The 15,348-nt window shown below is 39.3% G+C and carries 13 protein-coding genes; 7 read left to right on the top strand and 6 right to left on the bottom strand.

Features of this window, described 5'->3' with window-relative positions; translation table 11 throughout:
- Positions 1-4 precede the first annotated feature (4 nt).
- Complete coding sequence (locus tag AC04Q1_RS18120; RefSeq protein ID WP_478365980.1) at positions 5-1,606, top strand: SusD/RagB family nutrient-binding outer membrane lipoprotein; 1,602 nt, start codon at positions 5-7, stop codon at positions 1,604-1,606.
- 24 nt (positions 1,607-1,630) lie between these two features.
- Positions 1,631-2,545: a DUF1735 domain-containing protein gene (locus AC04Q1_RS18115; RefSeq protein ID WP_478365979.1), complete on the top strand. Its 915-nt coding sequence runs from the start codon at positions 1,631-1,633 to the stop codon at positions 2,543-2,545.
- Positions 2,546-3,043: 498 nt separating this feature from the next.
- Here AC04Q1_RS18115 and pdxH read toward each other — a convergent pair whose 3' ends face one another.
- Positions 3,044-3,694: a pyridoxamine 5'-phosphate oxidase gene (gene pdxH / locus AC04Q1_RS18110; RefSeq protein ID WP_478365978.1), complete on the bottom strand. Its 651-nt coding sequence runs from the start codon at positions 3,692-3,694 to the stop codon at positions 3,044-3,046.
- Between the two features lie 46 nt (positions 3,695-3,740).
- On the opposite strand from pdxH, the gene AC04Q1_RS18105 reads away from it, so the two are divergent.
- On the top strand, positions 3,741-4,304 hold the full coding sequence (locus AC04Q1_RS18105; protein WP_478365977.1) for a YqgE/AlgH family protein: 564 nt from the start codon (positions 3,741-3,743) through the stop codon (positions 4,302-4,304).
- Positions 4,305-4,567: 263 nt separating this feature from the next.
- Here AC04Q1_RS18105 and purE read toward each other — a convergent pair whose 3' ends face one another.
- Positions 4,568-5,086, bottom strand: coding sequence for a 5-(carboxyamino)imidazole ribonucleotide mutase (gene purE / locus AC04Q1_RS18100; RefSeq protein ID WP_478365976.1), 519 nt, complete (start codon positions 5,084-5,086; stop codon positions 4,568-4,570).
- Between the two features lie 87 nt (positions 5,087-5,173).
- Positions 5,174-6,313: a 5-(carboxyamino)imidazole ribonucleotide synthase gene (locus AC04Q1_RS18095; RefSeq protein ID WP_478365975.1), complete on the bottom strand. Its 1,140-nt coding sequence runs from the start codon at positions 6,311-6,313 to the stop codon at positions 5,174-5,176.
- 54 nt (positions 6,314-6,367) lie between these two features.
- On the opposite strand from AC04Q1_RS18095, the gene AC04Q1_RS18090 reads away from it, so the two are divergent.
- From AC04Q1_RS18090 to AC04Q1_RS18080, 3 genes are all read left to right on the top strand, one after another.
- Entirely contained in the window at positions 6,368-7,558 is a 1,191-nt protein-coding gene (locus AC04Q1_RS18090) for a BaiN/RdsA family NAD(P)/FAD-dependent oxidoreductase (RefSeq protein ID WP_478365974.1), read from the top strand.
- A gap of 76 nt (positions 7,559-7,634) precedes the next feature.
- Complete coding sequence (locus AC04Q1_RS18085; protein ID WP_478365973.1) at positions 7,635-7,877, top strand: DUF433 domain-containing protein; 243 nt, start codon at positions 7,635-7,637, stop codon at positions 7,875-7,877.
- The gene (locus AC04Q1_RS18080; RefSeq protein ID WP_478365972.1) at positions 7,861-8,187 is read left to right on the top strand and encodes a DUF5615 family PIN-like protein; all 327 of its coding nucleotides are present in this window, start codon (positions 7,861-7,863) and stop codon (positions 8,185-8,187) included. Before AC04Q1_RS18085 ends, AC04Q1_RS18080 begins: the two co-directional genes overlap by 17 nt.
- Here AC04Q1_RS18080 and AC04Q1_RS18075 read toward each other — a convergent pair.
- Complete coding sequence (locus tag AC04Q1_RS18075; protein ID WP_478365971.1) at positions 8,178-8,894, bottom strand: hypothetical protein; 717 nt, start codon at positions 8,892-8,894, stop codon at positions 8,178-8,180. The genes AC04Q1_RS18080 and AC04Q1_RS18075 overlap by 10 nt on opposite strands.
- Before the next feature lie 194 nt (positions 8,895-9,088).
- On the opposite strand from AC04Q1_RS18075, the gene AC04Q1_RS18070 reads away from it, so the two are divergent.
- Positions 9,089-11,284, top strand: coding sequence for a B12-binding domain-containing radical SAM protein (locus AC04Q1_RS18070; RefSeq protein WP_478365970.1), 2,196 nt, complete (start codon positions 9,089-9,091; stop codon positions 11,282-11,284).
- 103 nt (positions 11,285-11,387) lie between these two features.
- On the opposite strand, the gene AC04Q1_RS18065 is transcribed toward AC04Q1_RS18070, so the two are convergent.
- A complete protein-coding gene (locus AC04Q1_RS18065) occupies positions 11,388-11,651 on the bottom strand; it encodes a hypothetical protein (RefSeq protein ID WP_478365969.1) in 264 nt (87 codons plus the stop codon).
- A gap of 157 nt (positions 11,652-11,808) precedes the next feature.
- Positions 11,809-15,036 carry an amidohydrolase family protein gene (locus AC04Q1_RS18060; RefSeq protein WP_478365968.1) on the bottom strand — a complete coding sequence of 1,076 codons (3,228 nt, stop codon included), beginning with the start codon at positions 15,034-15,036 and terminating at the stop codon, positions 11,809-11,811.
- Positions 15,037-15,348: the final 312 nt, after the last annotated feature.

Here is a 15,348-nt window from a genome sequence, read left to right as displayed (position 1 = left end):
TATTATGAAAAGATTTTTAAAATTATCAGTCCTGTTAATCATTGTTTTTGCCGCACCGAGCTGTAAAAAAGGTTATCTGGATATAAACGAAAATACAAACTCGGCAACTTCTTCTGCTCCTGAACTGGTTTTGCCGGCCGCGTTAAACAATACAGCATCCAATTTTATTACCTATTTTAACTATGGTGCATGGATGGCAGGTTATCAGGCCAATGCAGGAGGTTATTCCTTCTCTGGATCAACCTTCTTTACCTACAACTGGAACTCGGGAACAAATAACGGTTTATTCAATAGTGCATTTTCTGATTTAAGAAGTTATCAATATATCATTACCTCTACTTCAGGTGTAAATAAGTATGTGCTATTCAATTCGGTAGCAAGGATCATGAAATCCTATTATTATCAGATCCTGGTAGATGAATATGGTAATGTGCCCTATACTGAAGGATTGGCCGGCATTGACAACCTTACCCCACATTATGATGATGCGGCCACCATTTATAAAATGTTGATAACCGAAATAGATGCCGCCATAGTACAGCTTAAAGCAAACGGTTCGAGTACTGTGGTAACGGCTTTAGGTTCGGCCGATGTCATGTTTGGTGGTAATGTTACCAAATGGATTCAGTTTGCAAATAATATTAAACTGCGCATTTTAACCAGGGCTCAAGACGGTCCTTTGGCTTCGTTTGCTACTTCTGCTTTTGGTACTTTTTCTTCAGAGGGCTTTTTAACTGATGATGTGTTAATTGATCCCGGTTTTGTAAGTACAAGCGCCCGTCAAAACCCATTGTGGAATACTTACCATTCTTCGTATACAGGTAGTAATGGTGCTTATGCGGCCCAGCAGATTCCTACGAAATGGATCTTTTCATTTTACAATGGAACAAAGCTAAGCGACGGCACACGTGGTGCCCTGATTTATAAAAACTATTCGGCTAATACTACACCCACAAATCAATTAGGGAATGAAACAGGTGTTCCCTCCTGGATTTCGGGTTACCCGGCATGGTATATTGGCGTTGGGACGGCTTTAAGTGCCCCATCCGCACAGGGAATAATAAAAAGCAGGGTAATGGGCCAATTGATCATGCCTGCAGCCGAAACCTATTTCTTACTTGCTGAGGCGGCATTAAAAGGTCACGCTTTATCGGGCGATGCCGCAACCAACTTCGATAATGGAATCAGGGCATCATACAATTACCTTCAAAAATCAGGGGCAGCAACTACTTCGGCAAGTGCGGCTGTTTTAGATGCATACCTTACTGCCTACAAGGCAGCGAATGCGACGAGTTATCTGGTGAATTACAGTCTTGCCACTACGGCCGCACAGCGCCTGGAAGCGATTATTACACAGAAATATATAGCCCTTAATTTTGTAAACGGTTTTGAGGCCTGGCAGGAATACAAAAGAACAGGTTATCCGGCAATTTCCGGAACTGCAGCAACCACAACGTTTGTATCCCTACAATCGTCGGCTACTTCAACAGACCACTTGCCTGTACGAAACCTGTACCCAACTACAGAATATAATTTAAACCCAAATGTTCCAACAGGTTTGAATGTGTATACTTCAAAGGTTTTCTGGGACGTAAATACTAACTAGGTTTTTTAGATAAAGAAAATAGATATGAAAAATTATAAAAAGATATACCTTGCCCTTCTAGTATTAATGGTTTGGGTTTCATCGTGTACAAAAGAAGATGGAATTTATGAAGAAAACGGCTCTAGCGGTATTGTAGAACTGGCCGATCTGCCATCAAGAACGAGTTCTACAGCCTATGCCTCTGTTACCAAATCATTTGATGCTGTAACAGAAGTGGATTGTCCGATCCTGATCAACTATACCGGTGTAGACGGTGCTTCAGAGGATGTAACTGTTACTTTGGGCCTTGACGCTGCGATTGTTGATGCCATGTCGACGTCTACGGCTGTTTTAACAAGTTTGGATGCCAGTTTATATACGGTACCATCTTATACTGTTACCATACCAAAAGGACAGAAACAAGGGATATTCCACGTCAAACTTAAAACCAGTGCTTTCGATTTTAGTAAAAATTATGCTTTGGGTGTTGTGGTTAAATCAACATCGAGTGGTACTGTTAGTGGCAACTATGGCAAAGGTTTGTTTAAAATTAATGCCAAAAATGCTTATGATGGCATATATACCGTTGGTGCAGGAAGTAGTGTAACCCGCTATACCGCCCCCGGCGTGCCCGCTAATGATGCTTTAAGTGGTAGTTTAGCCGGAAACCCTAACTTAACATTGAGTACAGTAAGTGCAACAACTGTAGAAATTACAAATTTAAGATGGGCAGGTGGAACATCAAGTGTTTCAGGTATCGATAATCTCAGGGCAACGGTAGATCCGGCAACCAATTTGGTAACAATGACTTCTTTAGGAAATACTACGCTCGCCAATTTAGCAGGTGCGGATAATAAATACGATCCGGCGACGAAGACATTTACATTAAATTTTAGGTGGAATCCAGCCAGCACCACGAGGGATATGACACTCGTGATCAAATACGCAAATGCAAGATAGAACTATATTTATTCCATAAGAAACATAATAAATTGAAGGGGTTTCATCGATAAGATGAAACCCTTTTTATTTTTTGTATAGGCAAAATATGAGGCGCAAAAATCAGATAGGTAGCCGGCAGATGGATAAAGTGAAAAATCACTTGAAAATACCTCATGAATTAATCTTTTTGTTATGATTTAAAATGCTGATTAACAAAAATATATAGTTAATTTTTGTTAAATGAAATGTTAAATTTTTAATGCATTTTTTTGATCGACACAAAGCATATATTCATCGATACCTGCTTCATTTCAATGTCTTTTTTGATGACTTTTGATCTGTCAGGAAAACAAAACAGCAAATTAAATTGCTTATAAAATATAGAAATTACCGCCTGTATTTGAGGAAATGACGGCGGTTTAATAAAGGTACTTCCTAGTAAATTTAGGTTAGTTAATGATTAGTTAAAATAGAGATCTTGCTGGATAGCCGATCTCTATTTATTTTATACCTGGCTTACGGAGCCAATCTTGTTTTCGTCCAAAGGCCTTTAACTTTTTCGAAATTTATCCTGTCATGCAGCCTGCTGCTTCTTCCCTGCCAAAATTCTATCCGGGTTGGCTTTACGATATACCCCCCCCAGTGTGCAGGCTTGGCCACAGCTTTATCGGCGCTTTTAGCTTTTAACTCTTCAAATTTTTCTTCCAAAAATGCCCTGTTTGGAATAATCTGACTTTGTGGAGAAGCTACTGCGCCTATCTGACTGCCAATAGGTCTGGTATTGAAATATTCTTCTGAAGTTTCCTTGTCTAATTTCTCCACTATTCCTTCTATTCTCACTTGTCTTTCCAGTTCTGGCCAGTAGAACACCAAAGCCGCATATGGATTACGTTTAAGCTCTTTTCCTTTTGCACTTAAGTAATTGGTAAAAAATCTAAAACCATCGGTATCAGCACCTTTTAACAGTACAATACGTGCATCTGGCCGACCAGACTTATCTGCCGTAGCCAAAGTCATCACATTGGGTTCGTATATCTGGGCATCAACTGCGTGTTGAAACCACTTTTTAAATTGAATAATAGGATCTTGATCAACGTCAGATTCATCCAGCGAGGCGCTTTTATAATCTTGGCGCAGGTTTTGTAGAAATTCATTTGTAACTTGCATTTAACAAAAATAGACATCTTTTATGGTGTAACAAATGATTATCATCATGCTGAACAATATAAAACCAAAAACAGGCCGTTTACTTATCTCAGAACCTTTTATGGCCGATCCAAATTTTAAAAGATCTGTAGTATTGTTAACGGAGCATGGCGAAGATGGCACGGTGGGCTATATCCTGAACCAGGTGGGCAATCTGATTCTGAATGATGTAATCCAGGATTTGTGGGATGCAAAAAACTACATCTATTTTGGCGGGCCTGTTGCTGCGGATACCTTACATTTCATCCATCGCAGTTATGATAAATTACAAAGCGGTGAGCCTATTGGCAATGGTTTATACTGGGGCGGAAATTTTGAAACACTTAAAATTCTCTTGAATACCAATGCTATAAGTGCCGATGAGGTAAAATTTTTTATGGGTTATTCAGGGTGGGACCAAGGACAATTGGATCGTGAACTGGAGCAGAACGCATGGATGGTAAGCGACACCTTTGATCCTGATCTCATTTTCAGTAGCGATGACGAAAAACTTTGGCGGGATGTGATTGTAAATTTAGGCCCTAAATATGCACATATCAGTAATTTTCCGGCTGATCCGAGTTTGAATTAATTAGTAGGCAACCGACAATTTAGAGGTAAATTAAAATATTATCACAATAAAGATGGCGATTCAAGTAATTGAATCGCCATCTTTATATTTAGAGTTGAACAAGTTCCGATTTAATCACAATGATCATTTTTATCAATTTGTGTTGATAAACCGTCATGCTGAATTTATTTCAGCATCTTTTGGCAATATAGACCCTGAAATGAATTTGGGGTGGCGGCTCAAGGCAATAATTGAATCCTATTAAATAGCCTAAATACACCTTACTACAGACTATCAGCGCTTTCTTCAACCTTCCTTCTCAACTCATCTTTATAAGCCTGCATTTTAACCGTTAACGATTCGTCAGCGGTAGCTAAAATCTGCGCGGCCAGTAAACCCGCATTTTTAGCGGCGTTTAAAGCTACTGTTGCAACCGGGATACCATTTGGCATCTGTAAGATTGATAAAATACTATCCCAGCCATCAATGGAGTTTGATGATTTAACCGGAACACCAATCACGGGTAATGTAGTGATAGAAGCCACCATGCCCGGCAGGTGGGCAGCACCACCGGCACCAGCAATAATTACCTTTAAGCCACGGCCTTGTGCTTCTTTGGCATAATTGAACATACGTTCTGGTGTTCTGTGGGCAGAAACCACCGTAATTTCATAGTTTATTCCAAATTCTTTTAATACATCAGCAGCATCCTGCATCACAGGTAAATCTGATTTGCTACCCATAATTATTCCTACCAAAAACCCCTCAGCCCCTAAAGGGGAACTTGAATTTCCATCGTTCATATCAATCGTTTATTTTTTTTGCTCGTATTATTTATTTATGCTATTTCCACCCTGCTATTAGTTCCCTCTTTAGGAGGACAGTGGACATTAAGCAATTACCTTTAATGTTTTTTGTACAAATCTGGCTTTTTCGATGGCTTTTTCCCGGTCAATATCGACTATCGTTATATGCCCCATCTTGCGGAAAGGTTTAGTGTACTTTTTACCATATAGGTGAACGTACACACCATCTATGGCCAATATTTTTTCCAGATTTTCATATTTAGCCACGCCTTCAAAACCTTTTTCGCCGAGGAGATTGATCATAATGGCATTGGTAATGCTGCTGGTATCGCCAAGAGGCAGATTATAAATGGAACGTAAATGTTGTTCGAACTGAGATACATAATTGCCCTCAATTGTTTGGTGACCGCTGTTATGTGGACGGGGAGCCACCTCATTAACCAACAATTCGCCATCTTTGCAGACGAACATTTCTACGGCTAAAATTCCGGTAATGTTCATTGCCGAAGCAATATTTTTGGCAATATTCTCTGCTTTTTGTTGTAAGCTTTCAGCAAAAGTTGATGGGGAAATCAAGAATTCAACCAGATTGGCTTCAGGATTGAATTCCATTTCTACCATTGGGAAAGTTTTCATATCGCCATTGGCGTTACGGGCAACAATTACCGCAACTTCTTTGTCAAAATCCACCAATTTCTCAATAATGCAAGGTGCATCAAATGCTTTATCCAAATCGGCAGCACTATTGATTTTCATTACCCCTTTACCATCGTAACCGTCTTTTCTCAGTTTTAAAATGTACGGAAAATGGAAAGGACTGTTCTCCATGTCTTCCCTGGTATTTACAATCTGAAAAGGCGAGGTGGGAATATCGTTTTCTTTAAAAAACTGTTTTTGTACACCTTTATCCTGGATTAAACGGATTACCCTCGATTGCGGGAATACCTTTTTACCTTCTTTTTCGAGTTGCTCGAGTGCATCGATATTTACTTTTTCAATTTCGATGGTAACGATATCGGCTTTCTTTCCGAAGTTATAAACGGTATCAAAATCAGTGATCGAGCCATTTTCAAAGTAATTAGAGATGTGTTTGCAGGGTGCATCAGGATCAGGATCTAAAACTAACGTGCTTACATTGTAATTGATCGCTTGTTGAATGAGCATTCTGCCCAATTGTCCGCCACCTAAAATACCTAATTTTAATTCGCTAATCTGTTTTGCCATGCGCTTGAAAATAATGCTACTTTTGTGCAAAAGTAACCATAATAAATTTTATTGATGAATGCTGATGCAATAATTATTGGTGCAGGTGCTTGCGGATTGATGTGTGCAGTGCAGGCAGGCTATCTGGGTAAAAAAGTAATTGTGCTCGAAAAAAATGAAAAACCAGGCGCAAAGATTTTGATTTCAGGGGGAGGGCGCTGTAATTATACCAATCAATTCGCATCAGCTGAGCAGTTTATCTCCGCAAACCCACATTTCATTAAATCTGCCTTTACCCAATGGACGGTTGAAGATACCATTGGTTTTTTCGAAACTTATGGCATTAATGGGAAAGAAAAAACTTTGGGCCAATTATTTCCTGATGAGAAAAACGCAAAGGACGTGGTACAGGTTTTTACTTCGGTTTGTGAAGATTTAGGTCAGGAAATCAGATGTAATGCCGATGTAAAGGATATTGAAATGCTGGAGGATGGCTTTAAAGTAAGTTATGAGAAAAATGGAAAAACAGTTGTTTTAACCGCAGAAAAGCTGGTGATTACAACCGGGGGATTACCTATCCCTAAAATGGGCGCTACCGATTTCGCTTTACGTTTTGCCAGAAAACATGATCTGAAAATCATAGAAACGGCCCCAGCTTTAGTGCCATTAACCATTACCGGTAAGGATGAAGAGTGGTTTGCGCAGCTTTCGGGAAATTCAGTATTTTGTGAAGTAAGTAATGATGAAATTTCGTTCGAAGAAAATATTCTTTTTACCCATTGGGGATTAAGCGGTCCGGCTATATTACAGATTTCTTCGTTTTGGAGAAGGGGAGAAATGATTAACCTGAATCTGTTGCCAAACCAAGATATCGTTTCGCTATTGGATGAGGAAAGAAAAAATAATGGTAAAACTTTATTATCGACATTGCTGAACCGAATTTATACTAAGAAATTTACTGATGCTCTGGGCAAGTTTTTGCCTTTAAGTAAACCTGTTGCTGCATTAACCAAGGCAGAAATCGATTCAATTGCGCAGACAATACATCATTTTAAAGTTAAACCTGCTGGAGATAAAGGTTATGATAAAGCAGAAGTAATGCGCGGGGGGATTGATACCAATGAGATATCTTCTAAAACTTTGGAGTGTAAAAAGATTCCAAACCTGTTTTTTGGTGGCGAATGTTTAGATGTTACGGGTTGGTTAGGCGGCTATAATTTTCAATGGGCCTGGGCAAGCGGTTTTGTGATCGCGCAGAATATTTAGTTAATAAACCTCCCAGGTTGTCAAAATGTACAACATCTTTAAAATTTATAGTTAAAATTGTTTAAATTTGATTACTATGGAATCATTAAAAGATATTATCTCAACAAATGCAGACATTTTAGGTGGTTTACCTGTTTTTGCAGGTACCAGAGTTCCTGTTGAAACCTTATTTTTTCATGTTGAAAAGGGAATTACCATTGATGAATTTTTAGAAGACTTCCCAAGTGTATCTAAGGAACAAGTAATTAGTGTGTTAGAAGTCGCGAACAAATTAGTAACCTCAGATCATATAGATAAAATATATGAAATTGCTTCTTGATGAAAATCTTCCTAAAAGATTAAAAGAGCATTTTGCCGAACATGAGATTTATACCGTTAGAGACATGGGCTGGAATGGCGTTAAGAATGGTGAGTTACTGAAATTAATGATTGCTGATGGTTTTCATGTACTGATCACATTTGATAAGAATCTTCAGTTTCAGCAAAATTTTGCAAAATATACTTTACCCATTGTCGTGTTAAATGCATTTGATAATACATATTTAACGCTAAAAGAACTGGTACCTCAAACTATATTATTGTTAAAGTCTAATCTCAAAGCAGGAGCCAATATCATAACTTACAAATAAACATTAGGCATTACCTCCCATGCCCAGGGTTTTTTAAAGGTTTTGAAGGTTCTCAGCTGAGAAAAGTATAAAACTTCACTCGTTCTCCGGTTCGAAATATCTCTTCTGTGCAGATTACCAACCGTCGTAAATAATTCACGGGTTTTAAAATCATAAACCCTTTCGGTCATGTCGCCACTGTTTTGGTTAAAGTAAAGGTTTATGGCACTGGTTAAAAACCAATCTCTGTTTTCGAATTTAAAAGTATAACCCAATTCCCAGCGCCATTCGGCACCACCCTGGAAACGCAGATAAAGCTGTTGGTCTTTAATGGCAATCTGTTGTAAAGGATCGCCCAATTTACCACCTTCTTCTGAGCGGAGAATGAAATCATTGTTCTGGGTAGATAAACGATAACTACCAGTTGATTTATCCTTAAAAAATATGCCCAAAATCCTCGGTTTTTGTGTTTCCTTTATAATGTCTGTGTTATTGTCGCCATAAACCCGGGTTTCATCAATCGATTTGTTGTACTCGAAAACTACTGCTAAATCATCTGCCGCGTCGTTATTTAAGTCACCGTAAACCTGATCAATAACTATCCAGTTAGATGGAGTAAATTGCTCAGCAGAAGTGCCTTGTGTTATAATTCTAGGAAAAACAAATGTTTTTTGCGCAAAGGTAATTTGCGCACAGAGCATCAGGATGTAAAAACAAAAAACTTTCATTCAGGTAGAAAACGTGTTGATATAAGACTAAAACGCTTGGATTGGAGATTTAGTTTAATATAATCTTAATCGGCTCGTCATGCTGTCCAGAAGCTTCGGGATCAGCATCTTTTCCGTAGAATAGACCCTGAAATAAATTCAGGGTGACGACTCTATTAAAAATTCCCGTACTTTTGCAGAAAAAACATTTCCTTTTGAAAACCGAAATATTCGCCATTACACCGCCATTTACCCAACTGAATACTCCATATCCGGCAACGGCGTATATAAAAGGTTTTCTGAATACTAAAAATATCAGTTCAGCACAGGCCGATTTGGGTATCGAGGTTATTTTAGAATTGTTTTCTAAAAAAGGATTACAGGATCTGTTTAAGGTTGACAATCAAAAACCTAAAAGCGATAACGCCAGACGTATTTTTGCTTTACAGGATGAATATTTAAAAACCATCGACGCGGTAATTGCATTTCTGCAAGGGAAAAACCCAACCTTGGCTTTGCAGATCTGCAGTGATGATTTTTTACCACAGGCTTCTCGTTTTGTGCAATTAGAAGAGTTAGACTGGGCTTTTGGGGCCATGGGTACACAAGATAAAGCAAAACATCTGGCTACATTGTATCTGGAAGACATATCCGATTATATTGTTGAGTGTATTGATGAGAATTTTGGTTTTAGCCGTTATGCTGAGCGTTTAGGCAGAAGTGCTAATTCTTTTGATGAGTTGTATGATGCTTTGCTTAAACCGCCAACTTACATCGATCATATCTTGATTTCGGTTTTAAAAGAAAAGATTGAAACCATCCAGCCAAAGTTATTTCTGATTTCGGTTCCTTTTCCCGGCAATTTATATAGCGCTTTCCGCTGTGCACAATGGATCAAAGCCAATCACCTGGAAATTAAAATTTCTATGGGTGGTGGTTTCCCCAATACAGAGTTAAGATCATTATCGGACGTTAGGGTTTTCGAGTTTTTTGATTACATCACTTTAGATGATGGTGAATTGCCAATCGAATTGTTATATCACAACATTACGCATCCCGTTCCGGTAGAAGCTCATTTTTATAAAAGAACGTTTTTGCTCGAAAATGGTAAGGTTGTTTACCGCAATGACGCCTTCAGAAACGATTATAAGCAGGCTTATGTGGGTACGCCAGATTATACAGGTTTGTTATTGGATAAATATATTTCGGTAATTGAAATCGTAAACCCCATGCACCGCATGTGGAGCGATGGACGTTGGAATAAACTTACCATGGCACATGGCTGTTATTGGGGGAAATGTACTTTCTGCGATATTTCGCTCGATTATATTAAAGTTTATGAACCTGTTGCAGCCAAATTGATTGTAGATCGGATTGAAGATCTCTATGAAAAAACCGGACAAAACGGTTTTCACTTTGTAGATGAAGCTGCACCACCGGCTTTAATGCGTGAAGTAGCTTTAGAAATTATCAGAAGGAAATTGGCTGTTACCTGGTGGACAAACATCCGTTTTGAAAAGAGTTTCACCCAGGATTTATGTCTTTTATTAAAAGCATCGGGCTGTATTGCTGTTTCTGGTGGATTGGAAGTGGCATCAGACCGTTTGTTAAAGCTGATTGATAAAGGTGTAACCGTAGAGCAGGTGGCTAAGGTTACCCGCAATTTTACCGAGGCAGGGATTATGGTGCATGCCTATTTAATGTATGGGTACCCCACGCAAACGGTACAGGAAACAATAGACAGTTTGGAGATGGTGCGTCAATTATTTGAAGTAGGTGTATTACAGTCGGGCTTTTGGCATCAGTTTGCCATGACGGCACATAGTCCGGTAGGAATGTACCCTGAAAAATTTGGTGTCGTAAAAGATACTGAAGCCATTGGTACTTTCGCCAACAACGATATTAACTACACCGATAAAACGGGGATCGATCACAATAAATTCAGTTTTGGATTAAAGAAATCGCTCTTTAATTTTATGCACGGCATCTGTTTTGATTATGAACTGCAGGATTGGTTCGATTTTAAAATCCCGAGAACAAAAATTCCGGCAGATTTTATTGAAAGGGCTTTAAATGATGAGGATCACTTTAACACCAAAGCTACGGCAAAAGTTGTATGGACAGGTGGGAAGCCCTCAGCCGATTATTATATAAAATCGAAAAAAGGCCATACCTGGGAAATGGCCTCACTTACTTTTCACCACAAGAAGGAAACTTTTACCATACAAACCAATAAAAACGAAGGGGAATGGCTGAGTGCTATTTTAGAGAAAATTTCAATTTCTAATGAAAAGGTACTTACTTTCCAGGAGGTTAAAGCCGATTTTGAGCTTGAAATGGAAAACTTTGAACTTTTCTGGTATTCTAAACCGATCAATACACTCAGGGAATACGGTTTGTTGGTGCTTTAATTTGTTTTTTTGCTTAGCTCTTTTCCAGCAAGCGTAAAATACCTTAGCAATCAATCGTCTTTTTATAGCTACTCCGTTAGAACGGACGCAAACATCATCACAACTACATCTTCATTTTAAAATGCGTCAGGAAATAGATAATGCAGATTAATAAGATCGAATTTAAGACCAGCAGCAACCACGATATGACCGACTTCTGGTCTTTCATTACGGCTATAAAAGATGTAATGAAGGCCATTGCAATCAGTGCCAGGAATAAGTTTACGGTCTGGATACCCAAAATATAATATCCGCTGTACGAAAAAACGAGTAAGCTAAGTATTAAAAACACGGCGGAGGCAGCTGGGTAGAGTTTGTTCGGTTTCATATCGATGTAATTTGGGGCTGCATCATAAATATATAATTGTCAATCCTGAGCTTGTCGAAAGGCCTACTTAAATGTATTATAAGGCATTTGGACAAGCCCGGAGTGACAAATTCTAACTGAATTAAAATTTATGACACAGACTCATTAATTTTATAATTTAATCGCAATGCGGAACCGTAAAAGTCCAGGTTTCTGATTCTCCGTTTGGAATCATGTAACCATTTCCCTTACTATTTTCGAACCATAATTTACCTCTCAGTTTTTCACGCGTTCCAACTTCATTTAGCGTGGCGCTATCATAAAGTCGGCCATTGATCATCACATATTTGATTTTCTCCGAATTGCGGATATCATCTAAAGGGTTTGCATCCATAATCACCATATCAGCCAGTTTGCCTACTTCTAACGAACCGATTTCTTTGTTCATACCCAAGTAATCTGCGCCATTTAATGTTGCCGCCCGAATGGCTTGTAGTGGACTGAAACCGCCCTGTACCAACATCCAAAGTTCCCAATGGGCTCCTAAGCCCTGTATTTGCCCGTGTGCACCTAAATTAACTTTGGTGCCGCCATCTGCAATTTGTTTGGTGGCTTTGGCAATATCGATGTGGTTATAGTCGCTATATTCAGAAGTGGTTCTGCGTCTGGCTCTCGCATCAATAATAGAGCGGGGAGTATAAGTCATTAATTTTTCATTTTCCCAAACATTGGTCCTGTCGTACCAGTAATTTTCGCCCCATTGACCGCCATAGGCTACAATTAAGGTAGGGGTGTAGCCAACTTCGGTATTGTTCCAAAGGGTAGTTACATCTTTATAAACAGGTAAAACGGGAATGCTGTGTTCGATTCCGGTGTGGCCATCGGCAACCATATTCATATTGGTGAAAAATGTAGAACCACCTTCAGGTACCACTTCCATTTTTAATTGACGGGCAGCTTCTAAAATCTGTTGACGCTGCTCTCTGCGTGGCTGGTTGTACGATTTAACTGAAAATGCACCAACGGCTTTCAATCTGCGTAAATTGGCTAGAGCATCGTCCAGACTGTTAATTACCACTTTGAAATCGCCATCCGCACCGTATAAGATTGATCCTGTTGAATAAACCCTCGGACCAACCATTCTACCAGCTTTGAGCATTTCGCTCTGGCTAAAAACCATTTCAGTATTGCTTGATGGATCGTGCGAAGTGGTTACACCAAAAGCCAGATTGGCCATATAACTCCAATCACTCTGGGGCGTAATTCCATCCGGACTGGTGCGTAAGTGCGCGTGAACGTCAACAATGCCTGGCATAATGGTTTTGCCATTTACATCTATCACCTTGGCGTTTGCAGGAATGGTTACGGCATCTGATTTTCCAATCGCAGTAATTTTATTTCCATCAGTAACAATGGTGCCGTTTTCAATCACTTCATCACCTTTCATCGAAATAATCCTGGCGCCTTTTAGGGCCACTATCCCGGTAGGAAGATCAGATTTTAAAACCAGATTGATGTCGATAGCTGAAGCCTCGGTTTTAGGTGTAGTACCGTCAAAATTGAAGGCACTGTTTACATCAACGGTAAAATATTTTGGGCCCAATGTCCAATGTAAGTTTTTGCTATCCGCACTCCATTGTATGTATGTTCCGCCATCGGTAGTTACTTTTGTTACTGGAATGGCTTTATTACCCGCTGACGCATCCTGATCCGTGCCAATATTGATCATAGGAGTAATGTAAACATTGAACAACTCATTAAATGCCAGCCATTTATTGTCGGGGCTGATCACAAACTGATTGGCATATTGCGAGGTAAAGTGGGTTCTTTCATTTGCACCGTTTAAATCAATACTTTTTAACGCTTTTTTACCATCTGCATAACTCTGGAAATAAATGCGTGTATCGCTATTGTTGAATTGTGGGCGGATTCCATTGTCTAAAACCAGGGTTTTAGCTCCTCCATTGGCAGGCATGATGAAAATACCCGTCCCACGGCCATAGTTGTAGCCTAAAACATCATTTCCACTACCTTTTCTGAAAACGATCTTATCACCTTTGGTTGAATATTGTGGCGAATAATAAAAACCTTTTTCATCGCTAAGGGTAATGGTTTTTCCCGATTTTAGGTCGGTTCTTTTTATTGCGCCACGCAATTCATCACTCCAGGTGGTGTAAACCACATATTTTCCATCAGGACTAAAAGCAGGTTCAAATTCAAAATCCAGTCCATTGGTTAACCTTTCTGGCTTTCCTGCTGGTAATTCCTGTTTGTATAAATATCCTGCAGCATTAAAAACAACCACTTTACCGTCTGGAGAGGTCGTTAATTGTCTTAACATTTTTGCCGAAAACTCATTACTGAAAACCTGCTGTTCAAAATGCAAGGCCTTTTGCACCGTTTGAATGGTGTTGGCCTGAAAGGGAATGGTACTGTTGATCAATGTACCGATTTCAGTTTTCCTGATTTTTCCTTTTGCATAGAAAACAATGCTTTTACTATCCGGTGTCCAGGCGAAGTTTGGATATACACCAAAAATTGCCCAGGTTTCCTGCTGATCATGTGATAAATCCTCATTTACAGGCCATTCTTCGCCCGTTTTAAGGTTTTGAACGTATAAAGTCGATTTTAGTCTTACCCGTTTTACAAAAGCAATTAAATTTCCATCAGGAGAAACCTGCGGACGGCAAGCACCTCCCTGCTCATCAATCAGGGTAATTAGTTTACCAGTCGTTAAATCCAGTTGGCGGATGGCATAAATGGTGCCGTTAGGATCTTTACTGTACTCGAAATTTGGGCCAGGACTAACATCTTCGCTAAAATAGACATATCTTCCATCAGGCGAAACATTGGGCTCACCGGCATCTTGCTGGTCGTTTTTACGCTTGGTTAACTGTACACCGTCGCCACCGTTTATGTTGTACATCCACATTTCGCCGGCACCTAATGAACGGCCTGCTGTAAAATGTTTTCTGGCAATTAAATATTCGCTATTTGGCATCCAGGTAGCATTGTTCAGCAACCTGAAAGTTTCTTTGGTTACCTGTTTTTTGCCTGAACCATCACGGTTCATGATCCAGATGTTGTCGCCACCGCTTTTATCACTCGTATAAGAAATATATTTTCCGTTGGGACTAAACCGGGGCTGAACATCCCAGGCAGCACCACCGCTAATCAGTTTTGCTCCCCCGCCGGTAATTGGCATCACGTAGATATCGCCTAATAAATCGAAAACAATTTCCTGTCCGTCGGCACTCACATCAAGGTTCATCCAGGTGCCTTCATCTGTATTTAAAGTGAAATTTTTTGTGGTACCCTGGTATTTTTCGATATCCCATTTCTTTTCCTGGGCGTAGGAACTGAAAAATAATAAGGAAAGAGCGGATAGGAAATAGAGGTGTTTCATTATATCTGGGATGGTTATTTAAATAATTCGTGTATTTTTCTTTGGAGTAATTTTTTATGGGGTAGCTTTAAAGCTGTTTTCGAAATTGCCATGTAATTCTCTCAACACTGCTGAGAGTTTTGTTATGCTTTTAAAAAAGTATTAAAAAGGTTCTATTTTCAATTTCCCTCAGTACTGCTGAGCGTCTTGATAATTCAATTAATATTTCAATCTTATAAATGAAGTTTAGTCAGATCGTCATGCTGAATTTATTTCAGCATCTCTCTTGCTTTTCAGACCCTGAAATGAATTCAGGGTGACGGCGCTAAGAAG

This window comes from Pedobacter humicola, from assembly GCF_056490705.1.
The sequence above is the reverse complement of the archived record's forward strand: the minus strand, read 5'-3'. Positions and strand labels throughout refer to the sequence as shown.

Excerpts from the sequence above, each read along its gene's own strand:
- AC04Q1_RS18120 (WP_478365980.1), top strand. The coding sequence starts at position 5 with ATGAAAAGATTTTTAAAATTATCAGTCCTGTTAATCATTGTTTTTGCC.
- AC04Q1_RS18115 (WP_478365979.1), top strand. The coding sequence starts at position 1,631 with ATGAAAAATTATAAAAAGATATACCTTGCCCTTCTAGTATTAATGGTT.
- pdxH (WP_478365978.1), bottom strand. The coding sequence starts at position 3,694 with ATGCAAGTTACAAATGAATTTCTACAAAACCTGCGCCAAGATTATAAA.
- AC04Q1_RS18105 (WP_478365977.1), top strand. The coding sequence starts at position 3,741 with ATGCTGAACAATATAAAACCAAAAACAGGCCGTTTACTTATCTCAGAA.
- purE (WP_478365976.1), bottom strand. The coding sequence starts at position 5,086 with ATGAACGATGGAAATTCAAGTTCCCCTTTAGGGGCTGAGGGGTTTTTG.
- AC04Q1_RS18095 (WP_478365975.1), bottom strand. The coding sequence starts at position 6,313 with ATGGCAAAACAGATTAGCGAATTAAAATTAGGTATTTTAGGTGGCGGA.
- AC04Q1_RS18090 (WP_478365974.1), top strand. The coding sequence starts at position 6,368 with ATGAATGCTGATGCAATAATTATTGGTGCAGGTGCTTGCGGATTGATG.
- AC04Q1_RS18085 (WP_478365973.1), top strand. The coding sequence starts at position 7,635 with ATGGAATCATTAAAAGATATTATCTCAACAAATGCAGACATTTTAGGT.
- AC04Q1_RS18080 (WP_478365972.1), top strand. The coding sequence starts at position 7,861 with ATGAAATTGCTTCTTGATGAAAATCTTCCTAAAAGATTAAAAGAGCAT.
- AC04Q1_RS18075 (WP_478365971.1), bottom strand. The coding sequence starts at position 8,894 with ATGAAAGTTTTTTGTTTTTACATCCTGATGCTCTGTGCGCAAATTACC.
- AC04Q1_RS18065 (WP_478365969.1), bottom strand. The coding sequence starts at position 11,651 with ATGAAACCGAACAAACTCTACCCAGCTGCCTCCGCCGTGTTTTTAATA.
- AC04Q1_RS18060 (WP_478365968.1), bottom strand. The coding sequence starts at position 15,036 with ATGAAACACCTCTATTTCCTATCCGCTCTTTCCTTATTATTTTTCAGT.